The 24354-nt window shown below is 68.3% G+C and carries 25 protein-coding genes; 9 read left to right on the top strand and 16 right to left on the bottom strand.

Annotation, left to right across the window (positions count from 1 at the left end; all coding sequences use genetic code 11):
• Window positions 1-2: 2 nt before the first annotated feature.
• The 8 genes from hisB to VPH43_RS23335 form a co-directional block, all read right to left on the bottom strand.
• Complete coding sequence (gene hisB / locus VPH43_RS23370) at window positions 3-596, bottom strand: imidazoleglycerol-phosphate dehydratase HisB (RefSeq protein ID WP_328580175.1); 594 nt, start codon at window positions 594-596, stop codon at window positions 3-5.
• Window positions 596-1684, bottom strand: a complete 1089-nt coding sequence (gene hisC, locus VPH43_RS23365; RefSeq protein WP_328580174.1) for a histidinol-phosphate transaminase — start codon at window positions 1682-1684, stop codon at window positions 596-598. Before hisC ends, hisB begins: the two co-directional genes overlap by 1 nt.
• Complete coding sequence (gene hisD / locus VPH43_RS23360; RefSeq protein ID WP_328580173.1) at window positions 1684-3042, bottom strand: histidinol dehydrogenase; 1359 nt, start codon at window positions 3040-3042, stop codon at window positions 1684-1686. Before hisD ends, hisC begins: the two co-directional genes overlap by 1 nt.
• Window positions 3039-3698, bottom strand: a complete 660-nt coding sequence (gene hisG, locus VPH43_RS23355) for an ATP phosphoribosyltransferase (RefSeq protein ID WP_328580172.1) — start codon at window positions 3696-3698, stop codon at window positions 3039-3041. Before hisG ends, hisD begins: the two co-directional genes overlap by 4 nt.
• A 13-nt stretch (window positions 3699-3711) precedes the next feature.
• On the bottom strand, window positions 3712-4980 hold the full coding sequence (gene murA / locus VPH43_RS23350; protein WP_328580171.1) for a UDP-N-acetylglucosamine 1-carboxyvinyltransferase: 1269 nt from the start codon (window positions 4978-4980) through the stop codon (window positions 3712-3714).
• 98 nt (window positions 4981-5078) lie between these two features.
• On the bottom strand, window positions 5079-5366 hold the full coding sequence (locus VPH43_RS23345; RefSeq protein WP_328580170.1) for a BolA family protein: 288 nt from the start codon (window positions 5364-5366) through the stop codon (window positions 5079-5081).
• Between the two features lie 15 nt (window positions 5367-5381).
• Window positions 5382-6152, bottom strand: a complete 771-nt coding sequence (locus VPH43_RS23340; RefSeq protein WP_328580169.1) for an ABC transporter permease — start codon at window positions 6150-6152, stop codon at window positions 5382-5384.
• Window positions 6153-6207: 55 nt separating this feature from the next.
• Window positions 6208-7128 (bottom strand): ABC transporter ATP-binding protein, encoded by a 921-nt coding sequence (locus VPH43_RS23335; RefSeq protein WP_328580168.1) that lies wholly within the window; start codon window positions 7126-7128, stop codon window positions 6208-6210.
• Between the two features lie 112 nt (window positions 7129-7240).
• Here VPH43_RS23335 and VPH43_RS23330 point away from each other — a divergent pair, with 112 nt between their 5' ends.
• Both VPH43_RS23330 and VPH43_RS23325 read left to right on the top strand, forming a co-directional pair.
• Window positions 7241-7900: a TetR/AcrR family transcriptional regulator gene (locus VPH43_RS23330; RefSeq protein ID WP_328580167.1), complete on the top strand. Its 660-nt coding sequence runs from the start codon at window positions 7241-7243 to the stop codon at window positions 7898-7900.
• Window positions 7901-7938: 38 nt separating this feature from the next.
• Entirely contained in the window at window positions 7939-8715 is a 777-nt protein-coding gene (locus VPH43_RS23325; RefSeq protein WP_328580166.1) for a hypothetical protein, read from the top strand.
• Between the two features lie 19 nt (window positions 8716-8734).
• Here the strand turns inward: VPH43_RS23325 and VPH43_RS23320 are convergent, their stop codons facing one another.
• Window positions 8735-10153 (bottom strand): wax ester/triacylglycerol synthase family O-acyltransferase, encoded by a 1419-nt coding sequence (locus tag VPH43_RS23320; RefSeq protein ID WP_328580165.1) that lies wholly within the window; start codon window positions 10151-10153, stop codon window positions 8735-8737.
• A gap of 109 nt (window positions 10154-10262) precedes the next feature.
• On the opposite strand from VPH43_RS23320, the gene VPH43_RS23315 reads away from it, so the two are divergent.
• A complete protein-coding gene (locus tag VPH43_RS23315; protein ID WP_328580164.1) occupies window positions 10263-10517 on the top strand; it encodes an acyl-CoA-binding protein in 255 nt (84 codons plus the stop codon).
• 113 nt (window positions 10518-10630) lie between these two features.
• On the opposite strand, the gene VPH43_RS23310 is transcribed toward VPH43_RS23315, so the two are convergent.
• The 3 genes from VPH43_RS23310 to VPH43_RS23300 are packed head-to-tail and all read right to left on the bottom strand — an operon-like array spanning window position 10631 to window position 14088.
• Window positions 10631-10945 (bottom strand): polyhydroxyalkanoic acid system family protein, encoded by a 315-nt coding sequence (locus VPH43_RS23310; RefSeq protein ID WP_328580163.1) that lies wholly within the window; start codon window positions 10943-10945, stop codon window positions 10631-10633.
• Between the two features lie 15 nt (window positions 10946-10960).
• Window positions 10961-12046 carry an aminopeptidase gene (locus VPH43_RS23305; RefSeq protein ID WP_328580227.1) on the bottom strand — a complete coding sequence of 362 codons (1086 nt, stop codon included), beginning with the start codon at window positions 12044-12046 and terminating at the stop codon, window positions 10961-10963.
• A 5-nt stretch (window positions 12047-12051) separates the two neighbouring features.
• Complete coding sequence (locus tag VPH43_RS23300; protein ID WP_328580162.1) at window positions 12052-14088, bottom strand: molybdopterin-containing oxidoreductase family protein; 2037 nt, start codon at window positions 14086-14088, stop codon at window positions 12052-12054.
• Between the two features lie 122 nt (window positions 14089-14210).
• Here VPH43_RS23300 and VPH43_RS23295 point away from each other — a divergent pair, with 122 nt between their 5' ends.
• The 5 genes from VPH43_RS23295 (at window position 14211) to VPH43_RS23275 (ending at window position 18418) form a co-directional block, all read left to right on the top strand.
• Window positions 14211-15404 carry a M20 aminoacylase family protein gene (locus tag VPH43_RS23295; protein WP_328580161.1) on the top strand — a complete coding sequence of 398 codons (1194 nt, stop codon included), beginning with the start codon at window positions 14211-14213 and terminating at the stop codon, window positions 15402-15404.
• A 10-nt stretch (window positions 15405-15414) separates the two neighbouring features.
• Window positions 15415-16503 (top strand): M14 family metallopeptidase, encoded by a 1089-nt coding sequence (locus VPH43_RS23290; protein WP_328580160.1) that lies wholly within the window; start codon window positions 15415-15417, stop codon window positions 16501-16503.
• Between the two features lie 92 nt (window positions 16504-16595).
• Complete coding sequence (locus VPH43_RS23285; protein WP_328580159.1) at window positions 16596-17153, top strand: isochorismatase family protein; 558 nt, start codon at window positions 16596-16598, stop codon at window positions 17151-17153.
• A gap of 15 nt (window positions 17154-17168) precedes the next feature.
• Window positions 17169-17411 (top strand): DUF1272 domain-containing protein, encoded by a 243-nt coding sequence (locus tag VPH43_RS23280; RefSeq protein WP_328580158.1) that lies wholly within the window; start codon window positions 17169-17171, stop codon window positions 17409-17411.
• Complete coding sequence (locus VPH43_RS23275) at window positions 17399-18418, top strand: GlxA family transcriptional regulator (RefSeq protein ID WP_328580157.1); 1020 nt, start codon at window positions 17399-17401, stop codon at window positions 18416-18418. Before VPH43_RS23280 ends, VPH43_RS23275 begins: the two co-directional genes overlap by 13 nt.
• Here the strand turns inward: VPH43_RS23275 and VPH43_RS23270 are convergent.
• The 4 genes from VPH43_RS23270 to VPH43_RS23255 form a co-directional block, all read right to left on the bottom strand.
• Window positions 18413-19027 (bottom strand): HAD family hydrolase, encoded by a 615-nt coding sequence (locus VPH43_RS23270; RefSeq protein ID WP_328580156.1) that lies wholly within the window; start codon window positions 19025-19027, stop codon window positions 18413-18415. The two genes, VPH43_RS23275 and VPH43_RS23270, sit on opposite strands and share 6 nt — an antisense overlap.
• A complete protein-coding gene (gene pgi, locus VPH43_RS23265) occupies window positions 19027-20637 on the bottom strand; it encodes a glucose-6-phosphate isomerase (RefSeq protein ID WP_328580155.1) in 1611 nt (536 codons plus the stop codon). Before pgi ends, VPH43_RS23270 begins: the two co-directional genes overlap by 1 nt.
• Window positions 20638-20713: 76 nt before the next feature.
• The gene (tal, locus tag VPH43_RS23260; protein WP_328580154.1) at window positions 20714-21664 is read right to left on the bottom strand and encodes a transaldolase; all 951 of its coding nucleotides are present in this window, start codon (window positions 21662-21664) and stop codon (window positions 20714-20716) included.
• 76 nt (window positions 21665-21740) lie between these two features.
• On the bottom strand, window positions 21741-22754 hold the full coding sequence (locus tag VPH43_RS23255) for an ABC transporter substrate-binding protein (protein ID WP_328580226.1): 1014 nt from the start codon (window positions 22752-22754) through the stop codon (window positions 21741-21743).
• A 133-nt stretch (window positions 22755-22887) separates the two neighbouring features.
• On the opposite strand from VPH43_RS23255, the gene zwf reads away from it, so the two are divergent.
• The gene (zwf, locus tag VPH43_RS23250) at window positions 22888-24333 is read left to right on the top strand and encodes a glucose-6-phosphate dehydrogenase (RefSeq protein WP_328580153.1); all 1446 of its coding nucleotides are present in this window, start codon (window positions 22888-22890) and stop codon (window positions 24331-24333) included.
• Window positions 24334-24354 lie beyond the last annotated feature (21 nt).

The raw sequence follows: 24354 nt of genomic DNA, 5'->3' as shown, positions 1-24354 counted from the left end.
CATCAGAGGGAGCCTTTGGTGGACGGGATCACATCGGCCGCGCGCGGATCGACCTCCAGCGCCATGCGCACGGCGCGGGCAAACGCCTTGAAGATCGTCTCGCATTGGTGGTGCGCGTTGTCGCCCTTGAGGTTGTCGATGTGCAAGGTGACGCCGGCGTGGTTGGAAAAGCCCTGGAAGAATTCGAACGCAAGCTGGGTGTCGAATGCACCGATCGTGCCGGCCTTGAACTGCACGTCCATGTGCAGCCCGGGCCGGCCGGAAAAATCGACCACCACGCGCGACAGCGCTTCATCCAGCGGCACGTAGGCATGCCCGTAGCGGCGCAGGCCCTTCTTGTCGCCCACCGCCTTGGCCACCGCCTGGCCCAGCGTGATGCCCACGTCTTCCACCGTGTGGTGGCCGTCGATGTGCAGGTCGCCCTGCGCGGCAATGTCCAGGTCGATCAGGCCGTGGCGGGCGATCTGGTCCAGCATGTGGTCGAAGAAGCCGATGCCGGTGTGCAGCTTGGCCTCGCCGGCGCCGTCGAGGTTGATGCGCACGCGGATCTGCGTTTCCTTGGTGTTGCGCTGGACTTCAGCGACGCGGGGTTCCATCACAGGCTCGCTTTCAGGGCGTCGATCATCAGGGTGTTTTCGTCCGGCGTGCCCACCGTGAGGCGCAGGCAGTTGGCCAGCAGCGGGTGCATGGTGGACACATTCTTGACCAGCACGCCACGTTCTTTCATGCCCTCGAAGGCACGCCGGGCATCCGGCACGCGCACCAGGATCATGTTGGCCTCGCTGGGGAACGGCTGGGCGCCGGGCATCTGCTTCAGCGCGGCCTGCAGGCGCTCGCGTTCGGCGCGCAGTACCGCCGCCTGGCGGGCGAACTCGTCCGCATGCTCGATCGCGAACAGGGTGGCCTCGGCGTTGAGCACGCTCACGTTGTAGGGCGGGCGCACCTTCTCGATCTCCTGGATGAGGGGCGTGGCGCCCACCAGGTAGCCGAGCCGCACACCGGCCAGGCCGAACTTGCTGAGCGTGCGCATCACCAGCACGTGCTCATGCTGCGCCATGCGCTGCAGCCAGCTGCGCGAAGAAAACGGCTGGTAGGCCTCGTCGAACACCACCAGGCCACGGCCCTGCCGGCCGACCGCGGCCACGATGCGGTCGATCACCTCGTCGTTCCACAGGTTGGCGGTCGGGTTGTTGGGGTAGGCGATGTAGACGATGGCCGGCCTGTGCGTCTCGATCGCCGCGAGCATCGCGGGCTCGTCCAGCTCGAAATCCGCCGTGAGCGGCACGCCCAAGAACTGCAGCCCCTGCAGCCTGGCCGACATCTCGTACATCACGAAACCCGGCAGCGGCGCCAGCACGCAGGCCCCTGGCACGGCGACCGCCATGCTGAGCATGGTGATCAGCTCGTCCGATCCGTTGCCCAGCATCAGCGAGCAGCCCTCAGGCACGCCGACAAAGCGCGACAGCGCACTCAGGGCCTCGTGCACACAGGCCACGGGATAGCGGTTGAGCGCCGCGCGCCCCAGGCGCTCGCCCAGTTGGCGCTGCAGCGCTTCGGGCAGGCGGAACGGGTTTTCCATCGCGTCGAGCTTCACCAGGCCCGCGCTGGGCTGGATGGCATAGCCGTGCATGGACTGCACGTCCTGGCGGACGGTGTTCTGCAGGCGTTGTTGCAGGCTGCTCATCAGGTGTCCTTTGCGGTGCGGTCGGTCAGTCGGAATTCGGCCGCCTGGGCATGCGCCTGCAGCCCCTCGCCGTAGGCCAGCTCGGCGGCAATCGGCCCCAGCACCTGGGCGCCCGCCGCGCTCACCTCGATCAGGCTGGAGCGCTTCTGGAAGTCGTACACGCCCAGCGGCGACGAGAAGCGCGCGGTGCCCGAGGTGGGCAGCACATGGTTGGGGCCGGCGCAGTAGTCGCCCAGCGACTCGCTGGTGTAGGCGCCCAGGAAGATCGCCCCCGCATGGCGCAGCAGCGGCTCCCAGCGCTGCGGCTCGCGCGCGCTGATCTCCAGGTGCTCGGGCGCAATGCGGTTGCTGATCTCGCAAGCCTCTTCCATGCTCCGCGTGTGGATCAGCGCGCCTCGGCCTTCCAGCGAGGCGCGGATCACGTCGCGCCGCGGCATGCCCGGCAGCAGGCGCTCGATGGCCGCGCGCACCTGGGCGATGTAGCCGGCGTCCGGGCACAGCAGGATGCTCTGCGCCAGCTCGTCGTGCTCGGCCTGGCTGAACAGGTCCATCGCCACCCAGTCGGGTGGCGTGCTGCCGTCGGCCAGCACCAGGATCTCGCTGGGCCCCGCGATCATGTCGATGCCGACCTGGCCGAAGACGCGGCGCTTGGCGGCGGCGACGTAGGCGTTACCCGGGCCGGTGATCTTGTCCACGCGCGGGATGGTGGCCGTGCCGTGCGCGAGCGCCGCCACCGCCTGCGCGCCGCCGATCGTGAACGCCCGGTGCACGCCCGCCACATAGGCGGCGGCGAGCACCAGCGCGTTCTTCTCGCCGCGCGCGACATTGGATCCGGCGCTGCGCGCCGGTGTCGGCACCACCATCACGATCTCGCCCACGCCCGCCACCTGGGCCGGTATGGCATTCATCAGCACGCTGGACGGATACGCAGCCTTGCCCCCGGGCACGTAGATGCCCACCCGGTCCAGGGGCGTCACCTTCTGGCCGAGCAGCGTGCCGTCCTCGTCGCGGTAGCTCCAGCTCAGCCCGCAGGCCTGCAACTGACGCTCGTGATAGCTGCGCACTCGGGCCGCGGCGGCCTCCAGCGCCTGGCGCTGCGCCGGGGTGATGACCTCCAGCGCGGCTTTCAGCTCCTCACGCGTGAGCTCCAGCGCGGCCACCGATCCGGCCTGCAGGCCGTCGAAGCGCTGGGTGTACTCCAGCACGGCCGCGTCACCGCGCGCCTTCACGTCGGCCAGGATGGTGGCCACCCGCTCCTCGATCGCATGGTCTGCCTCCGCCGACCAATGCAGCACGCGCTGGAACTCCGCTTCGAAGTCCGGGGCGCTTGTCTGCAGTTGGCGAAGGTTCAGCGTCATGATGCGATGGCGTTTGGAATGGCAGAGGAAATGGCGTCGATCAGCGCGCGAATGGGCTCGCGCTTGAGTTTGAGGGCCGCCTGGTTCACCACCAGGCGGGAAGAGATGTCCATGACCTTCTCCACCTCGATCAGGTGGTTGGCCTTCAGCGTGCTGCCGGTGGACACCAGGTCCACGATGGCATCGGCCAAGCCGGTGAGCGGCGCCAGCTCCATGGAGCCGTACAGCTTGATCAGGTCCACGTGCACGCCCTTTTCAGCGAAATGCTGGCGCGCGGTGTGGGTGAACTTGGTGGCCACGCGGATGCGCGAGCCTTGTTTCACGGCGGCGGCGTAGTCGAAGTCATCGCGCACCGCCACGCTCATGCGGCATTGGCCGATGCGCAGGTCCAGCGGCTGGTACAGACCGCCGGACGAGGACGCCATGTGCTCCAGCAGCACGTCCTTGCCGGCCACGCCGATGTCCGCGCCGCCATGCTGCACATAGGTGGGCACGTCGGTGGCGCGCACCAGCACCACGCGTACGTCCGGCCGGCTGGTGGCAAAGATCAGCTTGCGCGAGCGCTCCGGATCTTCGTCCACCTCGATGCCGGCGGCCTTCAGCAGCGGCAGCGTCTCTTCGAAGATGCGTCCCTTGGACAGGGCAAGGGTCAGCATGTGGGCACTCCGCTCATTCCTTCACCCGTTCGATGTCCGCGCCGATGCCGCGCAGCTTGGCTTCCATCTGGTCGTAGCCGCGGTCCAGGTGGTAGATGCGGTCCACCACCGTTTCGCCCTTGGCCACCAGGCCGGCGATCACCAGGCTGGCCGATGCGCGCAGGTCGGTGGCCATCACGGTGGCACCGGACAGGCTCTCCACGCCGTTCACCATGGCGGAGTGGCCGTCGATGTCGATGCGCGCGCCCAGGCGCACCAGTTCGTTCACGTGCATGAAACGGTTTTCGAAGATCGTTTCGTTGATCATCGCGGCGCCCTCGGCGATGCAGTTCACCGTCATGAACTGGGCCTGCATGTCGGTCGGGAACCCCGGGTATTCGGTGGTGCGGAAGCCCACCGCGCGCGGGCGCTTGTCGGCTTTCACGCGGATCCAGTCCGGTCCCGCCTCGATGGTGACCCCGGCCTCGCGCAGCTTGTCCACCACCGCGTCCAGGTGGTGCAGGCAGGCGCCACGCAAGGTCACGTCACCGCCCGCCGCGGCCACCGCGCACAGGAAGGTGCCGGTCTCGATGCGGTCGGGGATGATGCGGTGTGGCTGCGCCGGCGAATGCAGCGCCTCGACGCCCTGGATGCGGATCTTGCGGGTGCCGTGGCCTTCGATCCTGGCGCCCATGGCGATCAGCATCTCGGCCAGGTCGGGGATCTCCGGCTCCTGCGCCGCGTTTTCCAGCACCGTCTCGCCTTCGGCCAGGGTGGCGGCCATCATCAGGTTCTCGGTGCCGGTGACGGTGATCATGTCGGTGGTGATGCGCGCACCCTTCAGGCGCTTGCACTTGGCCACGATGTAGCCGTGCTCCACCACGATGTCCGCACCCATCGCCTGCAAGCCCTTGATGTGCTGGTCCACCGGGCGCGAGCCGATGGCGCAGCCGCCGGGCAAGGACACGCGCGATTCACCAAAACGCGCCAGCAGCGGCCCCAGCACGAGGATGGACGCCCGCATGGTCTTCACCAGGTCGTACACCGCCACCGGCGCGTGGATCTTGGAGGCGTCGATCACCACTTCGTCGGCCCGCTCGGTGGAGCGCTCGGCGGTGGCGCCCATGCTGCGCACCAGTTTCAAGGTGGTGGCCACGTCCTGCAGGCGCGGCACGTTGTGCAGGGTCACCGGGCCGGGCACCAGCAGCGCGGCGCACAGTTCGGGCAACGCCGCGTTCTTGGCGCCGGAAATCTGCACCTCGCCCTGGAGGCGGTGTCCGCCGCGAATGAGAAGTTTGTCCATGGATCAGGCCTTCCGGGAGGCGGCCTGCGGCGGGCGGACAGGTGGGCGTCGAGGGGTGACGCTTTCCCGCCACCCGCGGCAACGGCCACGGGTGGGTGTCAGTGGTGGTGGTGTCCTGCCGCTGGGGTGGAACCGGCGGCGTTGGCAGAGGGGGCCCACTCGGCGGGCGTCAGCGTCTTCATGGACAGCGCGTGGATTTGCTCGCGCATTCTATCGCCCAGGGCCTGGTAAACCCTTTGATGCCGCCGCACACGCGGCAGGCCCTCGAATTCGGCGGCCACGATGGTGGCAAAAAAATGGCGGCCGTCACCCTCGACTTCCAGGTGCTCGCAGCGCAAGCCCTGGGCGATGTAGTCGCGAACGTCGTCGGCGGTCGGGTCGGCCATGGTGCCCCGATCGTATCAGGGCCGCAGCTTGTAGCCGCTGGCCAGCAGCCGCAGCGCCAGCGTGGCCACCGCGATGAAGGCCACCCCCACGATGCCCAGGCTCAACCAGGGCGACACGTCGCTCACGCCGAAGAAGCCACGACGGAAGCCGTCGATCATGTAGAAGAACGGGTTCAGGTGGCTCACTTCGTACCAGAACGGCGGCAGCGACTTCACCGAATAGAACACGCCCGACAGGAAGGTCATGGGCATGATGATGAAGTTCTGGAAGGCCGCCATCTGGTCGAACTTGTCGGCCCACAGCCCGGCGATCAGCCCCAGCGTGCCCAGGATGCCCGCGCCCAGCGCCGCGAACACGATGATCCAGCCCGGCTCCGCAAAACTCGGCGGCCCGAACCACGCGGTGACCAGGAACACGCCCAGCCCCACCACCAGCCCGCGCACCATGGACGCGCCCACGTAGGCCACGTACCAGGCCCAGTGTGACAGCGGCGTGACCAGCAGGAACACCAGGTTGCCGGTGATCTTGCTCTGCACCAGCGAGGACGAGCTGTTGGCGAACGCGTTCTGCAGCACGCTCATCATCACCAGCCCGGGCACCAGGAAGCTGGTGTAACCGACGCCCTTGAACACCTCGACCCGGTTTTCCAGCACGTGGCCGAAGATCAGCAAATACAGCACCGCCGTGAGCACCGGCGCAGCCACCGTCTGGAAGCTCACCTTCCAGAAGCGCAGCACCTCCTTGTAGAACAGGGTGCGAGCGCCCTCCAGGCTGATGGCGGTCATCTGGCAACCTCCGCCCTGCGGGCTGCGGTATTCGCCTTGGGAGCGGCCCGGCGGCTCATGCAGCAGCCTCCAGGTGCCCAGGCGACTGCATGATCTCCAGGAACACGTCCTCCAGGTCGGCGCGGCCGATCTCCAGGTCCTCCACCGGCACACGCGCCTCGCGCAGCTGGCGCAGCAGCGCCTCCACCTCGGCGGCGTCGTGCGCGGTGAGCTGCACGATGCGGCCGGTGATGCGTGCGCGGTCGGCCAGCGAGGCGGGCAGTGCCTGGTCGGTCTTGAACTGCAGCATGGTGCTCGCGGTGCCGGCCAGCAGGTTGGCGGTGCGGTCCAGTGCCACGATGCGGCCCTGCTTGAGCATGGCGATGCGCCCGCACAGCGCTTCGGCCTCTTCCAGGTAGTGCGTCGTCAACAGCACCGTGTGGCCTTGCCGGTTCAGCCGGGCGATGAACTGCCATAGCGTCTGGCGCAGTTCCACGTCCACGCCGGCCGTGGGCTCGTCCAGCACGATCACCGGCGGTCGGTGCACCAACGCCTGCGCCACCAGCACGCGGCGTTTCATGCCGCCGGAGAGCTGGCGCATGTTGGCGCCGGCCTTGTCGGCCAGGCCCAGGCTCTCCAGCAGCTCGTCGATCCAGGCCTCGTTGTTGTGCACGCCGAAGTAGCCGCTCTGGATGCGCAAGGCCTCGCGCACGTTGAAGAACGGGTCGAACACCAGCTCCTGCGGCACGATGCCCAGCGCCTTGCGGGCCGCGGCGTAGTCGCCCACCACGTCGTGCCCGTTCACAGTGACCCGGCCCTGGGTGGCACGCGTGAGGCCGGCCAGGATGGCGATCAGCGTGGTCTTGCCGGCGCCGTTGGGGCCCAGCAGGCCAAAGAATTCGCCATCCTCGATCTGGAAGCTGACGTCCTGCAGGGCATGGACGGGGCGGTGCGCACCGGCGTAGGTCTTGGAGATGTGATCGAAGCAAACCGCCATGGCGCGCGATTCTAGGCGGGGGTGCGGTGACGCGTTGGGCGCGCAAGCAACGCCTGGGTAGGCCTCTCTCGGGGACTTTGGTAGATTGGCCCCGGAGGAGACCCGCCGCCCCATGCAGCCCAAAAAACCGCGTCGCACCGCCGAGCGCATCCTCGAGGTCACGCTCGACCTCTTCAACCGCTTTGGCGAGCCCAACGTCTCCACGACGCTGATTTCGGCCGAGCTGAACATCAGCCCGGGCAACCTCTACTACCACTACCCGGCCAAGGACGAGCTGATCAACTCGCTCTTCGACCGCTATGAAAAGTCCCTCAACGAGCTGCTGCATGCGGCCGACAACGTGCGCAACGTGGAGGACGCGTGGTTGTTCTTCCACATGCTGTTCGAGCTGATCTGGCAGTACCGCTTCCTCTACCGCGACCTCAACGACCTGCTCAGCAAGAACCGGCGCCTGGAAACGCATTTCCAGTACGTGCTGAAGAACAAGTCGCGCGCCGTGCAGTCGGTGCTGGATGGCCTGTCGCGCGGCAGCGCGGTGCGCATCGACAGCCGCGAGGCCGAGCCGGTGGCCAGCGCGATGGTGGTGGTGCTCACCTACTGGCTGAGCTACGAATACGTGCGCGACCCGCGCAAGGCGCTGGAGCCCGAGAGCGCCGGCATGGCGCTGGCCCGAGGCGCTCACCACGTGCTGTGCCTGCTCATGCCCTACCTCGAACCCGCTGCCAAGGACCACCTGCACGCGCTGGTGAGCCAATACCAGAAGGCGTCCTGAACGCCCTGCCCTTCAACGCCCCCAAGGAGACTTTCAGCATGGCCAAGTGGACCGCCTTTCCCTACGACAACGCCGAGTACAGCTACGACGCCGCGGCGCTGAAGAAACACTGGGCCCGCCTGCATGCCGGCGACGCCGAGCCCTTCCCCAAGGACGACAAGGTGTTGGCCGCCTGGGCGCTGTTCCACGCCGGTGAATTCCAGAAGGCCCACGAGGCGGGCCTGAAGGCGGGCGACGCCGGCATCACGGTGGCCAACAAGGCGCAGGCCATCTACGCCAACTACCTGGAAAAGAACGAAAAGACCAAGCTGGTGATGTTCATGGAGGTGGCCGAGCGCGCCGAGGCACAGGCCGGCGCCGAGCCCAAGAACCCCAACGCGCACTACTGGATGGCCTATGCGCTGGGCCGCTACAGCCAGGGCATCAGCGTGGCCAAGGCGCTGGCCCAGGGCCTGGGCGGCAAGGTGAAGACGGCGCTGGAAACCACCATCAAGCTGGCGCCCAAGCACGCCGACGCCCACATCGCGCTGGGCGCCTTCCATGCCGAGGTGATCGACAAGGTGGGCTCGCTGCTGGGCAAGACCCAGGGCGCGAGCAAGGACACCGGCCTGAAGATGTACAAGGAAGCCCTCAAGCTCAACCCCACGTCGGCCATCGCGATGGTGGAGTACGCCAACGGGCTGGTGATGCTCGAAGGCGACAAGAAGATGAAGGAAGCGGAAAAGCTCTACGCCGACGCCGCCGCCTGCACGCCGATGGACGCGATGGAGCGGTTGGACGTGGAGATGGCCAAGGCCGAGTTGGAAGACGAATGAGCCGCCGAGGGCCCGCGGCTCAGGCAGGCTCCCACGGCAACATCAGCGCCAGCATCAGCAGCTTCTCGAACTCGGGCGCGAAGCGCTCGATGATCGCCTCCGGGTCCGGACACAGCTTGCGGTCGGTGATCAGCCCAAACTGCACCCCGCCGCCGTAGCTGAGGATGCTCACGCCCATGCCGATGTCGCCGGACTGCGGCACCCAGAACATCACCTGCCTGACCGTGCTGCCGCAGAACTTCAGCGGCTCCTTGGGGCCTGGCACGTTGGTCATTACCGCCGTGGCCTTCTTGGCGAACATGTTCAGCAGCGCGGCCTGCACCGGCTTGATCAGGAGTCCGGCCACTGCCAGCACGCCAAAGGCCAGCAGCGGCTGGTAGCTGCCCTTGAGTTCATTCATGCGGGCCCGCACGGCATACAGCCGCTCCACCGGGTTGGCGATGCCGATCGGCAGCGTCAGTGGCACCAGGCCGAAGCGGTTGCCCAACTGGTGGGCCTTGTCCATCGGCCGCAGGTTCACCGGCACCATGGCGCGGATCTCCTTGCCGGCGGGATCGTCGCCCTTGTCGCGCAGGTAGTCGCCGATGGCGCCCGCCACGCTGGCCAGCAGCACGTCGTTGATGGAGCAGTTGAAGGCCTTGCCGACCGCCTTCACCTCTTCCAGCGGCAGCGGCTGGCCCCAGGCCACCCGCTTGCCCGGCGTGGCCTTGCCTTTCAGGCGCGTGGGCGAGTCGTCGCTCATCAGCGCCAGCGCCGCCACGTCATTGATCACCTGGAACCCGGTCTTGGCCATCTCCACCGAGCCGAACAGCGGCTGGTACGGGTTGGCCAGCATCTCCACCGACTTGGCCACGCCATCGCCATACATGCCGATCGCCTTGACCGTGAGGCCCGTGAGCGGCTTGATGAGCGCGTCGGTCCACCAGTCGCTCTCGTCGTCGGCCTTCTGCTTGCGTGCCGGCGGTGGCTTGCCGCCATCCGCGATGGACAGCATCACCGAGATCAGCGCGATGCCGTCGCCGATGCAATGGTGGATGCGGCAGATGAGCGCGCTCTGGCCGTCCACGTCCTCGATCAGCTGGAACTGCCAGAGCGGGTGCGCCGGGTCCAGCGGGGTGGCGGCCAGCTCCGCCACCCGCTGCTGCAGCGCCGCCTGCGCCGTCTGGCCGCGCTTGCGATGCAGCGTTTCCAGCTGCACGTGGTGATGGATGTCGAAGTGCTCATCCTCCACCCAGGTCGCGCCCATGGCGTCTTCGACCACACGCTGGCGGAAGCGGTTGTACTTCAGCAGGCTGGCTGAGGCGCGCTCGCACAGCGCTTCGTAGGACAGCCGGGGCTCCAGCATCCAGACGCCGACAATCATCATGATGTTTGCGTCGGTGTCCATGCGCAGCCACGCAGTGTCCACGCGCGACATGCGCTCGATGGCCTTGGGCATCAGTCGGGTCTCCCGGGTTTGCTGTTCTAGGGCGCGCGCCCTGCTGGATCGGGACGATGCTGAGTACCATTGCCCCCGTCAATTCCGATTTTCACGCAGGAGACTTCCCGTGGCCGACCTCAAAGCGCAATTCGAACAAGCCGTCGCCGAATCCAAACAGTTGCCGGAGAAGCCGGACAACATGACCCTGCTCAAGATCTACGCGCTGTACAAGCAGGCCACCACAGGTGACGTGGAAGGCAAGCGCCCCGGTTTCACCGACATGGTGGGCCGCGCAAAGTTCGACGCCTGGGACGGCCTGAAGGGCAAGAGCAGCGAAGAAGCCATGCAGGAGTACATCGACCTGATCGAGTCGTTGAAGTAAACGCAACGCGCGTGGGCCGGCGCGCTGATCGGGCCGCCGGGGGACATGAGTGAAGTGGGCCACGCGCCAGCCTTGGACGGCCTGCCCCTGACACCGCCGCCAGAACGACGGTGTCAGCGCTTCGCCGGCTTCGCCTTCTTTGCGCTGAGCAGAGCGTCTAGCTCCTTCTCGATCTCCGCTTCGATGGTCTTGCTGAAGGCACCGAGCAGGAACCCGAGCTTGGCCTCCAGCTCGAAATGATCCGGGGCCACGGTGAGCTGGCCGGTCACCCCGCTGCGGGTGAACTCCACCGTGTCGCTGGTGTCGCCCTCGATCACCGTGCACTCCATGTCGAACTTCTCCTCCACCTTCTCGGCCCAGGCCCAGGCCAGCTTGCGGGCCTTGGGCAGGCCGAGGGTGTGGTCGCGTCGGATGTGGATGTCAGCCATGGGGACTGTTCGAGGTCAATCGGTGGCAAGTGAGCGGTCGGCGCCCAGTGTGGCGCGGCGTTCGTCGCGCGGCAAGGCGGCCAGGCGCTTGACCTCGGCATAGAACCGGTCGAAGTCGCCACCCTGGCGCTCGAACAGGCGCTGGAAGTTGGGCACCAGCGCGGTGTAGGCCGATTGCACGCCAAGGGACGCGTTGTTGGCATTCTGGAACCAGGCGTCATAGCCGCTGTAGCCGCCCCAGCGTTCGGCCTTCAGGCGCGCATAGTCCTCGCGCATCTGCCGCATCAGCGCGGCCTTGCCGGCGCGCTTGTCAACATCGGGCTTGTCGCTCTTGAACAGCGCGTCCAGCTGGTCGCGGTAGCGCTGGGTGAGCGTGCGGAAGTCGCGCCGGCGGGCGTCATAGCGCTCGTACTCCTCGCGCGCCGCCGGTTCGGCGTGCCGCTGCAGCCAGCGCTCGCCGCCGATGGTTTCCACCGTGGTGGCAAAGGACTCGTTGAACATGGTGTCGCCCTTGGCATAGGCCACCTGGTGCGCCAGCTCATGGAAGATCATGCGGGCCAGTTCCCCTTCGGGGTAGCTGATGAAGGTGGACAGCAGCGGGTCGCCGCCAAAGAGGTTGGTCCAGCCGAGGGTGGAATACGCCGGCACGCCGTACACCGACACCTCGTAGCCTTGCTCGCGCAACTCCTGGGCCGCCTTGTCGGCCGCGGCCCGCTCGAAGAAGCCACGGTAGCCCACGCAACCCACCACCGGGAAGCAGGTGGTCTTGAGCGTGAGCGACAGCTCTGGCGCGGCCACCACGTTCCACACCGCGGCGCCACGCTTCAGGTCGGCAAAACGGCGGTAGCTGTTGTTGTCCGGCAGGTGCAGCTCACTCACCGAGAACTCGCGCATGCGGCTGGCCAGCACCAGGCGTTCGCGCAGCTTGGGCGGGGTCTGCGGATCGTCCAGCCAGTCGGGCACCGGGCGGGCGGCACCCATCAGGCTCAGGTGGCCGTGCACCGATTGCGCAAAGTAGCTCACCGATCCGCAGCCGGCCAGGCCCGCTGCCACCGCCGCGGCCAGCAGCAGCCACCACCCCGCACGCACAAAACGGCGCATCCCCGTCAAACCGCCGCCACCTCGACCAGGCAGTCGTAGAAGCTGGGCGCGCGGCCCAGGTCGGTGAGCTGCTGGTGCGTGACCTCGTTGACATTGGTGCCGTCCGGCCCGAACTTGCGCCACCACACGCCCAGGCCGTTCACCACGCCGGGCCGCGCCCGCACGCTCACTTCGGCGCGGCAGCGGTATTCGCCGCGCTCGTTGAACACGCGCACCATCGCGCCGCTGTGGATGCCGCGCGGTGCGGCATCCTGCTCGTGGATCTCGAGCAGGGGCTCGCCTTCGATTGCACGCAGGCTCACCACGTTCACGAAGGTGGAGTTGAGGAAGTTGCGCGCCGGCGGGGAGATCATTGCCAGCGGAAAGCGCGCATGCAGTGCAGGCGTGGCGGCGGCGCTCTCGTGGTTGGGCAGGTGGTCAGGCAGGTCCACACCGGGGGCGCAGGCCACCGCCTTGCCAGAGGGCGTGAGGAAGCCACCCTCGGCAAACGGGGCGTCGGGCAGTGGCAGCTTCACCCAACCGTGGGTGCGCAGGGCGTCGAAGCTCACCGCGTCGCCGCGGAAGGCCACGCGGGCGATCGCCTCGTCGCTGTCGGCAAAACAGGGTTCGGTGAAGCCCATGCGGGCCGCCAGCTCGCGGAACACCTGCGTGTTCGGCTTGGCCTCGCCCACCGGCGCAATGGCCGGCTCGTTGAGCAGCGCGTAGGTGTGGCCATAACTCAGGTGCACGTCCAGGTGCTCGAGCTGGGTGGTGGCCGGCAACACATAGTCGGCGTGGTCGGCCGTGTCGGTGAGGAAGTGCTCCAGCACCACGGTGAACAGATCCTCGCGGCGGAAGCCCTGTGTCACCTTGGGCGACTGCGGCGCCACCGCCACCGGGTTGCTGTTGTAGACGACCACCGCCTCGATCTTCGGGCCGAACTCGGGCGAGCCCGGTCGCAGCAGGTCGTCGCCGATGGTGCTCATGTTGATGGTGCGCGGCTGCCGGCCGGTCAGCAGGTCGGGCCGTTGCAGGGCCTGCGGGTTGGTGGGGAACCAGCCGGAGCTGGAGAACAGCAGCCCGCCGGCGCGATGGCGCCAGGCGCCGGTCAGGCAGGGCAGCAGCGCGACCAGGCGTGCCGCGTTGCCACCGCCCCGCACACGCTGCATGCCGTAGTTCAAGCGGATGGCGGCGGGCGCGATGCTGGCGTAGTCGCGCGCCAGGCCACGCACTTCGTCGGCCGTGATGCCGCACACCTGCGCCGCCCGCTCCGGCGGCCACTGCAGGGCGCGCTCACGCAGCGCATCGAAGCCTTCGACATGGCGGGCGATGTAGTCCAGGTCCAGCCAGCCGTGCACGATCAGCTCGTGCATCAGGCCGAGCGCCAGCGCGCCGTCGGTGCCGGGCAGCAGCGCGATGTGCTGGTGGCACTTGTCGGCGGTTTCGGTCTTGCGCGGGTCAATGCACACCAGCTTGGCGCCGTTGCGTTTGGCCTGCTGCGCGAAGGTCCAGAAATGCAGGTTGGAGGCGATGGAGTTGCTGCCCCAGATCACGATCAACCGGCTCTCTGCAAAGAACTCCACATGCATGCCGACCTTGCCGCCATAGGTCTGGCGCAGCGCCTCGCCGCCGGCGGCGGCGCAGATGGTGCGATCCAGCAGCGACGCGCCCAGCCGGTGGAAGAACCGGCCCGCCATGCTCTCCCCCTGCACCAGCCCCATGGTGCCGGCATAGCTGTAGGGCAGGATGGCTTGGGGGTCGCGTGCGGCAATGGCCTGCAGGCGCTGGGCGATGTCAGCCAGCGCCTCGTCCCAGCTCACGCGCTCGAACTGCCCGCTGCCCTTGGGGCCCACGCGCTTGAGCGGATGCAGCACCCGGTCCGGGTGGTAGGTACGCTCCGGATAGCGGCTGACCTTGGTGCACAGCGCGCCGTGGGTGGTGGGGTGCTCGGGGTCCCCCTGCACGCGGATCGCGCGGCCGTCCTGCACGGTGACGCGCATCGCGCAGGTGTCGGGGCAGTCGTGCGGGCAGGCAGCACGTACGGTGGTGGCAGCGGCTTCCATCGGGCGAATATCGCACAGGCCACAAGCCGCCATGCCCCACTCGGGCAAACAACTTGTTGCGGCATTAAGATGCCTTTTTCCATCGAGCGCGGCCCGCAGCGGCCAGCGATCCGGAGACCAGCATGCAGTTGATCGAGTCCATCCTGGCCGACGCGGCCAGCATTGCTGCGCTGCGGCGCGACATCCACCAACACCCGGAACTGTGCTTCGAGGAGGTCCGCACCGCGGACCTGATTGCCAAGGCCCTTTCTGAATGGGGCATCGAGGTGCACCGGGGCCTGGGCAAGACCGGCGTGGTCGGCATCGTGAAGAACGGCAGCTCGTCGCGGGCCGTGGGCCTGCGCGCCGACATCGACGCGCTGCCCATGACCGAGCGCAATGCCTTCGGCCATGCCAGCGTACACCCCGGCAAGATGCACGCCTGCGGCCACGATGGCCACACCGCCATGCTGCTCGCGGCGGCCAAGCACCTCAGCAAACACCGCAACTTCGATGGCACCGTGTACCTGGTGTTCCAGCCGGCCGAAGAAGGCGGTGGCGGCGCACGCGAGATGATGAAGGACGGCCTGTTCGAGCGCTTCCCGATGGAGGCCATCTTCGGCGTGCACAACTGGCCCGGCCTGCAGGTCGGCCAGTTCGCGGTGCGCAGCGGCCCGGTGTTCGCCTCCAGCAACGAGTTCAAGATCACGATCCGCGGCAAGGGCGCGCACGGCGCCATGCCGCACCTGGGCATCGACCCGGTGCCGGCAGCCTGCCAGATGGTGCAGGCCTTCCAGACCATCATCTCGCGCAACAAGCGCCCGATCGACACCGGGGTGATCTCGGTCACCATGATCCACACCGGCGAAGCCACCAACGTGGTGCCCGAAGCGTGCGTGATCGAAGGCACGGTGCGCACCTTCACCACCGAGGTGCTGGACCTGATCGAACGGCGCATGAAGACCATCGCCGAAGCCACCTGCGCCGCCTTCGAGGCGTCCTGCGAGTTCCAGTTCGACCGCAACTACCCGCCCACCATCAACCACGAGGCCGAGACCCGTTTCGTGCAGCAGGTGCTGGCCGATGTGGCGGGGCCGGCCAATGTGCTGGACTTCGAGCCTACGATGGGCGCCGAGGACTTCAGCTACTTCCTGCAGGCCAAGCCGGGCTGCTACTTCCTCATCGGCAACGGCGACGGCGCGCACCGCGCGGGCGGCCATGGCATGGGGCCGTGCATGCTGCACAACCCCAGCTACGACTTCAACGACGACCTGATTCCGCTGGGGGCCACGGTATGGGTGCGCATGGCAGAGCAGTGGCTGGCCACGCCGCGTTGAAGGGCCACTGATGCCCTCTTCCGTCACCGAGTTCTTCTCCCGCAGCTACCGGGAGGCGCGCGAGAAGTTCCTGGCCGCTGCCGAGACTGCCGGCCTGGATGTGCACAGCCACCGCCACCCGCTGCTGGGCCGCGACGGCGAGGTGCTGGCCATGGACGTGGCGCGTTTCGGCGCCGCCGACGCAAGGCGCTTGCTGGTCCTGACCAGCGCCTGCCATGGCGTGGAAGGCTATTGCGGCTCCGGCGTGCAGATCGCCCTGCTGTCGGACCCGGCCTTTCATCGTGCGGCCGACGCGGCGGGCGCCGCCGTGCTCTACATCCACGCCCTCAACCCCTACGGTTTTTCATGGTGGCGGCGCACCACCCATGAAAACGTGGACCTGAACCGCAACTTCATCGACTTCTCCCGCCCGCCGCCCACCAACCCGGGCTATGAGGAGATCGCGCACGCGCTGGTGCCACCGCAGTGGCCACCCACGCCCGAAAACGAAGCGGTGCTGATGCGCTTCCTCGCACAGCATGGCGAAAAGGCCTTGCAGCAGGCGATCAGCGGCGGCCAGTACACGCACCCCCAGGGCCTGTTCTACGGCGGCGCCAACCCGACCTGGAGCCACCAGACCTTGCGCCACGTGCTGCAGGAGCATGGCCAGCGTTGCGAGCGTCTCGGCTGGATCGACTTCCACACCGGCCTGGGCCCCACCGGCGTGGGCGAACGCATCTTCGCCTGCCAGGACGATGCCCAGGCCTGGGCGCGGGCTCAGCAATGGTGGGGGCCGGCCGTGACCTCCATCCACGACGGCAGCTCCAGCTCGGCCCAGCTCGAAGGCCTGATGTGGATGGCGGCCTACCAGGAGTGCCCGCAGGCGGAATACACCGGCATCGCGCTGGAGTACGGCACCGTGCCGCTGCGCGAGACCATCGAGGCGATGCGCGGCGACCAGTGGCTGGAGAACCATCCGGAGGTGGGTGCGCCGCAGGCCCAGGCCATCAAGCAGCGGCTGCTGGCCGCGTTCTACACCGACACCGACGCCTGGCGCGCAGCCATCGTGCAGCAGGGCACCGAGGCGGCGCTGCAGGCCTGCGCGGGGCTGGGCGCCTGATGTCCTGAAATGACCGCCATGGGTCCGCCGCGGGCGTTGGCCCACTGACCGGCGGGGCGCACCATGAGGGCACTTTCACCCCGGAGCCCCTGATGCAAACCGCCCTCCTGCTCATCGACGTGCAGCAATCGTTCCGCGCCCGCCCCTACTGGTCCGACGCTGACCTGCCGGCTTTCCTGGAGCGCTGCAACGCGCTCGTCGCCGGCTGCGCGGCGCGCGGCATCCCGGTGGTGCAGGTGTTCCACACCGATCCGCCGCACACCGCCGACAACCCCTTTTCCCCGGCCAGCGGGCTGGTGCGGGCGCTCGATGGCCTGGCGCCCTTCGATGCGGCCCTTCGGATGGAAAAGCACCGCCACAGCGCGCTGGTGGGCAGCGAGTTGCCGGTGTGGCTGCACACCCATGGCATCCGCCGCCTGATGGTGGCCGGCATCCGCACCGAACAGTGCTGCGAGACCACCACCCGCCACGCCAGCGACGAAGGCTACGAGGTGGACTACATCACCGAAGCCACCCTCACCTTCGCCATGCGCACGCCCGCCGGCGCCACGCTGACACCGGCCCAGATCAAGGAGCGGACCGAGACGGTGCTGGTGGACCGATTCGCCACCCTGTGCACGGTGGAGCAGGCGCTGGACCGCGCGCGCTGACCGAGGAGGAGCACCATGCTGCAACTGCGCCCCGGCTGTGAGTGCTGCGACCGCGACCTGCCGGCCGATTCGGACCAGGCCCGCATCTGCTCCTTCGAATGCACCTTCTGCGCCCCCTGCGCCGACGGTCGCCTGAAGGGCCGCTGCCCCAACTGCGGCGGCGAACTGCTGCCGCGGCCGCGCCGCCCGGCTGCGGCACTCGCCCGCCACCCTGCGTCGACCGAGCGCGTGTTCAAGCCGCAAGGATGCGGTCCGTGATCGACCTGCTGTTCGTGATGCTGCCCGGCACCCTGCTGCTGGACCTGGCCGGTCCGGCAGAGGCCTTCAGGCTGGCGAACCGGCATGCGCAGCAGCGCGGCCTGGCACCTGCGTTCCGCCTGCGTTTCATCGGCCCCGAGCCGGAGGCGGACAGCTCGGTGGGCGCCTTGCTCAGCGGCCTGGCGCCGCTGCCCGGCGTGCTGGACGCACCCAGCTGGGTGGTACTGATGGGTCTGCCGGGGGGCGGCGCGGAAGCCGCCGAGCGTGCCGCCCATCCGTCGCCGGCCTGGCTGGCGACTCGCCAATGGCTGGGCGAGGTGGTGGCGCCACACCTTGCCGCCACCCTGCCCGGCCCCGGCGACCGCGCGGGCGCGGGCCTGGTCACCGTGTGCAGCGGTGGCCTCCTGGCGGCCGATGCCGGCTTGCTGGCCGGGCGCCGCTGCACCACCCACCATGAGTTGCTCGAAGCGCTCAGTCAGCTGGCCCCCGCCGCGCAGGTCTGCCATAACCGGGTGTTCGTTGTGGACGGCGCGGTGGCCTCCAGCGCCGGCATCACCGCCGGCATCGACCTGGCGCTGCATCTGGTGGCGCGCACCTGCGGCAACGCGCTGGCCGCCGGCGTGGCACGCGACATGGTGGTCTACCTGCGGCGCGGGCCGGACGACCCTGAGCTCTCACCCCTGCTCGCCTGGCGCAACCACCTGCACCCGGCGGTGCACCGGGTGCAGGACGCGGTGTGCGAGCGCCCGGGGCGGGCGTGGAGCGCCCACGCCCTGGCCCAGGTGGCCCATGTCACGCCGCGCCACCTGGGACGGCTGTTCCGCGAGCAGGCCGGCATTTCACCGCGCGAGTACGTGGAGCGCATCCGCACCGCGCTGGCGCAGCAGGCGCTGCAGCAAGGCGCGACGGTGCAGAAGGCGAGTGACCTGGCCGGGTTCTCGTCCACCCGGCAGTGGCGCCGCGCGCGCTCGCGCCGCACCCCGGGCAGCCCGCTCAGCAGCTCATAACCAGCCGCCGGAGCGCAGGTCCGCAGCCAGCTGCTCGGCGTTGGTGAAGTGCAGCGCCTGCCAGCCCGCCACCCGGGCCGCCACCACGTTGCGTGGCGAGTCGTCGATGAACAAGGTCTCCGACGGCTGGAGCGCCAGGCGTTCCTGTGCCAACCGGTAGATCGCAGGCTCCGGCTTGATCAGTCGCACCCGGGACGAGAACACACCATCGCGGAACCATGTGCCGAAGGGATAAGTGCGCTCCAGATGCGTGGCGTAGTCAGCCGGCATGTTCGAGAGGTAGTAGGTGGTGTGCCCGGCTTCCCGCAGCTGCTCGATCAGCGCCACCGTCAGCGGTATCGGCTCCAGCTCCTGAGGCACCGCCAGCACCACCCGCTCCACCTCGTCGGGCGACAAGCCGGTGCGCTTGGACATGCGGCGCACCAGCTCGGGCACGTCGAGCGTGCCTCGGTCGAACTCCCCCCAGTCGCCCGAGAACTCCTGGAAGAAGTCGCGCACCAGGGGGCCGGCATGTTGCGGTGTGGGCGCCCGGTGCGGCAGCACGCGCGACAACAGCACTTCGGGGCGCCAGCGGAAGACCACGGCACCCAGGTCGAACACCACTGCCATCAGTTCACCAGCCGCTGCAGCAGCCCCGCCGTGGACGCGTCCAGGCCCTGAACGTCGCGCGAAGCCAGCCGCGGCAGCAGGTCGTTGCACAGCGCCTTGCCCAGCTCCACGCCCCACTGGTCGAAGCTGTTGATGCCCCACAGCGCGCCGCTGACGAACACGCGGTGTTCGTACATCGCGACCAGCGCGCCCAGCGCATGCGGGTCCAGCCTGTCCAACACCAGCGTGGTGCTGGGCCGGTTGCCCGGGAAGGTGCGGTGCCGCGCGATCGTCTGCGCATCCAGCGTCTTCGACGCGGTGGGCGCGCGTTCGGTGGCCGCCTGTTCGGTGGACTTGCCCAGCATCAGCGCCTGCGACTGCGCCAGGCAGTTGGCCAGCAGCTTGGTGTGCAGGTCGGCATGCGAATGGGTGGCGTGCTTGACCGCGATGAACTCCACCGGGATCACGTCGGTGCCCTGGTGCAGCATCTGGAAGAAGGCGTGCTGGCCGTTGGTGCCGGGCTCGCCCCAGACCACCGGGCTGGTGGCGTACGGCAGCGGCTCGCCGGCCAGGTCCACCGACTTGCCGTTGGACTCCATTTCGAGCTGCTGCAGGTAGGCGGGCAGCCGCTTCAGGCCCTGGTGGTAGGGCGCAACGCCGCGGCTGGTGAAGCCATGGAAGTTGCGGTACCACAGGTCCAGCAGGCCCAGTTGCACCGGGAGATTGCGCTCCAGCGGCGCGCTGCGGAAGTGCTCGTCCATCGCGTGCGCACCGGCCAGCAGGCTGCGGAAGTTATCGGCGCCGATGGCCAGCGCGATGGGCAGGCCGATGGCCGACCACATCGAGTACCGGCCGCCCACCCAGTCCCAGAAACCGAAGGTGGTGGAAATGCCGAAGCGCGCGGCCGCTTCAACGTTGGTGGTGGTCGCCACGAAGTGCTTGTTCGTGTCGGTCCCGCCGTTGGCCAGGAACCAGGCCTTCGCCACCTCGGCGTTCGCCATCGTCTCCTGGGTGGTGAAGGTCTTGGACGCGATGATGAACAGCGTCTCGCTGGGCTTGAGCTGGCGCAGCACCGGCGCGATGTCGTGCCCGTCCACGTTGGACACGAAGTGGAAGCGCAGCTGCGGATGGGTGAAGGCGTCCAGCGCCGGCACGGCCATCTGCGGCCCCAGGTCGGAGCCGCCGATGCCGATGTTCACCACATGGCGGATGCCGCTGGCCGCCGTGTCGCGCACCTGCTCCACGTAGGTGAGCAGGCGGTCCAGCACCTCGTGCACCTCGGCGCTGTGCGGGCCAGCACCGCGCGGCGCGCGCAGTGCCGTGTGCAGCACCGCGCGGCCTTCGGTCACGTTGATCGGCTCGCCCGCGAACAGGGCGTCGCGCCGCGCCTCCAGCCGGCATTCGCGTGCCAGCTCCAGCAGCAGGCGGCGCGTCGCCAGGTCCCAGCGGTTCTTGGAGAGATCGGCGAACACGGCCGGCGCGTCGACGGCAAAGGCCTCGAAGCGGGCCGCGTCGCGCGCGAAGGCCTCACGCAGATCGAAGTCGCGCCCGTGGGCTTCGTAGTGGCCACGCAGGCCGGTCCAGGCCACGGTGCGGTCGCAACGAGGTGCGTCGTTCCAGTGGCCGCTCATTTCAGTACCGCCCGGCCGTTCCGAAGGTACTGAGCGGCCCCCTCGGGGGGCAGCGAACGAAGTGAGCGTGGGGGTTTCATTTCAGGCCCTCGATCATCTTGTCGAGCTTGATCGCGTCGGCGGCAAAGGCGCGGATGCCTTCGGAGAGCTTGTCGCTGGCCATCGCGTCGTCGTTGAGGGCGTAGCGGAAGGCCGGTTCGTTGAACATCACCGCGTGCACCCCGGCGCACTCCGCCGGATCCGGGCTCAGCGCGCGCGCCAGCGGTGCTTCGGTGGCCTGCAGCTGGGCCAGCAGCTCGGGGCTGATGGTGAGCAGGTCGCAACCGGCCAGGGCATGGATCTGCCCGATGTTGCGGAAGCTCGCGCCCATCACCTCGGTGGGGATGCCGAACTTCTTGTAGTAGCGATAGATCTGCGTCACCGACTTCACACCGGGATCGTTGACACCAGCGTTCGCCGCTTCGTCCCAGGCCGGGCCGGCGGCTTTTTTGTACCAGTCGTAGATGCGACCGACGAAGGGCGAGATCAGCGTCACGCCGGCGTCGCCGCAGGCCACGGCCTGGCAGAAGGAGAACAGCAAGGTCAGATTGCAGTGGATGCCTTCGTGCTCCAGCGCGCGTGCCGCCTGGATGCCTTCCCAGGTGGCGGCCACCTTGATCAGCACCCGCTCGCGGCCAATGCCGGCGCGTTCGTACAGCGTGATCAGGCGCTTGGCCCGTGCGATGGTGCAGGCGGTGTCGAAGCTCAAGCGCGCGTCCACCTCGGTGCTCACCCGGCCGGGCACGACCTTGAGGATCTCCAGGCCGAAGCGCACCAGCACCTCGTCCACGACGGATTCCAGCGGCTTGTCCTTGCGGGCGGCCACTGTTTCAGTGAGCAGCGGCGCGTAGTCGGGCTGCTGCACCGCCTTGAGGATGAGCGACGGGTTGGTGGTGGCGTCGCGCGGCGCAAAGGCCGCCAGCTGCTTGAAGTTGCCGGTGTCGGCCACCACGGTGGTGTATTGCTTGAGCTGGTCGAGCTGGTTCATGGGGTTGGACAAGGGTTGCGGCCGCATTAGAACCCGAGCGGGCGCACACCCGGGTCCGAACCGGTTACCAGTGCATTCAGCGTGCCTGCTGCATCACATCCTTTTCCCAGCGCGCGATCAGGCGGGCGCGCTCCGCAGCGCTGCCGTAGCGTGCGTAGTCGTAGGGGATGAGCTTGACCTTGCGGAAGTCCGGCACCAGCGGATCCACCGGCGTGGCCCGGTGGGACGGCAGCTGGAACTGCTTGGCCGCCGCCGCGAACTGCTGGGCCTGGGGCGACAGCGCCCATTCGTAGAAGCGCTTGGCGTTGGCGAGGTTGCGTGCGCCTTTCACGATGGACATCGAGCCGATCTCCGCACCGGTGCCTTCGATGGGCACGGTGGTCTCCACCGGAAACCCGTTGAGCTTTTCGCCCGGCCCGTCGTGCAGGAAGCTGATGGACACCGCCGCCTCGCCGCGCGCCACCGCCTTGATCGGCGCCACACCAGTGCGGGGATACACGGCCACGTTGCGATGCAGGGCCTTCAGGTAGGCGAAGGCACGCTCCTCACCCATCAGCTGCACCAGCGTGGCCACCATGGTGTAGGCCGTGCCGCTGGATGCGGGACTGGCCACCTGGATGTGGCCGCGGTAGTGCGGCCTCACCAGGTCGGCCCAGGCGTGGGGCACCGGCAGCTTCCGTCGGGCCAGCACCTCAGGGTTGTAGGCAAACCCGAGCAGGCCGGAATAGATGCCCACCGTGCGGTAGCCGGACTGCGCTGCCTGCGCCTGCGCCCAGCCATGCAGCTGGGGCAGCTGGGGTGAGCGGTATTCCTGCGTCAGCCCCTGTTCCGCGGCTTCGAGGTGGGGGTCGCCCGTGCCACCGAACCAGAGGTCGGCCTTGGGATTGCTGCGCTCGGACACCAGCTGGGCGAGCGCTTCGCCGGAGCCCTTGTGGACGATGCGGACGTTGACGCCGGTGGTGCGCGAGAACACCGTCTGCGCCATGCTGCACCACTCCGCCTGCACGCAGCAGATCACGTTCAGCTGCCCCTCCTGGGGCTGCGCCCCGGCGGGGATGAACAAGCTGATTGCGAGTGCCCAGCGAGCCATCACCATGTGCCCACCTCCCTAGCTGCAAGCGCCATCCTAGCCCTGCGGCCGGCATGCGGGTTGCCGTTGACCGACAGAAGAAACTTGGGCATCATTCCAGAAGAAACTAAGTTACACGTCCAGCACATCTGACATGTCATTCGACCTCGTCTTCTTTGGCGGCACCGGCGATCTCACCTGGCGCAAGCTCATGCCGGCCCTGTTCCAGGCCTTCCGCCACGGCAAGCTGCCGCCGGGCGGCCGCATCCTCGCTGTCGCGCGTGATGAACAGTCCGACGACAAATACCGTAGCTGGCTGAAGGACCGCTTCCAGGAAGTGGACACGCCCAAACGGCCCAGCGACGAGGAATTCGAGCGCTTTGCCCAACTGCTGCACTACCGGCGCATGGACCTGTCCCAGCCGGAGCACTACACCCGGCTGAAAGAGTGGCTGGCCGAACGCAATGCCGACACCGTCGTGCTGTACCTGGCCACCAGCCCGCACCTGTTCCCCCAGATCTGCGAGCAGCTGGGCGCCGCCGGCCTGAACGCGCCGCACATCCGCGTGGTGCTGGAAAAGCCGCTCGGCCACGACCTGCAGAGCGCTCAGGAAATCAACCGCGTGGTGCGCTCGGTGTTCAGCGAGCAGCAGGCCTTCCGCATCGACCACTACCTGGGCAAGCCCTCGGTGCAAAACCTGATGGCGCTGCGTTTCGGCAACGCGCTGTTCGAGCCGCTGTGGCGCCGCGAGAGCATCGCCAACATCCAGATCACGCTCGCCGAGGCCATCGGCGTGGGCACCCGGGGCGACTTTTATGACCGCACCGGCGCCCTGCGCGACATGATCCAGAACCATGCGCTGCAGCTGCTGACGATGATCGCGATGGAGCCGCCCTCCACCAGCGACGCCGACGCCATCCGCGACGAGAAGCTCAAGGTGCTGCGCTCGCTGCGGCCCTTCACCGACGAAAGCGTGCAGCGCGACGTGGTGCGTGGCCAGTACCGCGCCGGCACGGTGGACGGCAAACCGGTCCCTGGCTACCTGGATGAGGTGAAGGTGCCAGCCGGCAGCCGCTGCGAAACCTTCGTCGCCTTGCGCACCGAGGTGCAAAACTGGCGCTGGGCCGGCGTGCCGTTCTACCTGCGCACCGGCAAGCGCCTGGCCGCGCGCGACGCCGAAATCGTCGTCAACTTCCGCCCGGTGCCGCACCCCATCTTCCCGGGCGCCGCGCAGGCCAACAAGCTGGTGATCAAGCTGCAGCCGGAAGATGGGCTGGAGCTGCACCTGCTGGCGGCCAAGGGCACCGGCCAGAGCGAGAGCCTGTCGCCAGTGAAGCTGGACCTGGACTTCGACAAGGCCTTCCCGACGGAGCGCGTGGGCGCCTATGAGCGCCTGCTGCTGGACGCCATCGCCGGCCGGCTGAACCTGTTCGTGCGCAGCGACGAGCAGGAGCAGGCCTGGCGCTGGGTGGAGCCGGTGCTGGAAGCCTGGGAGCGCGACAGCGGCGGCCCGCGGCCCTATGCCGCCGGTAGCTGGGGCCCGCCTGCCGCCAGCGCGCTGGTCGCCCGCGACGGCTTCGCCTGGGACGAAGAGCAGTGAGCGCACCGGCCGCCGGCACGC

The organism is Ideonella sp. BN130291, from assembly GCF_036231905.1.
In the GTDB taxonomy this organism is placed as follows: Bacteria; Pseudomonadota; Gammaproteobacteria; order Burkholderiales; family Burkholderiaceae_C; genus CAMLIZ01.
The sequence above is the reverse complement of the archived record's forward strand: the minus strand, read 5'-3'. Positions and strand labels throughout refer to the sequence as shown.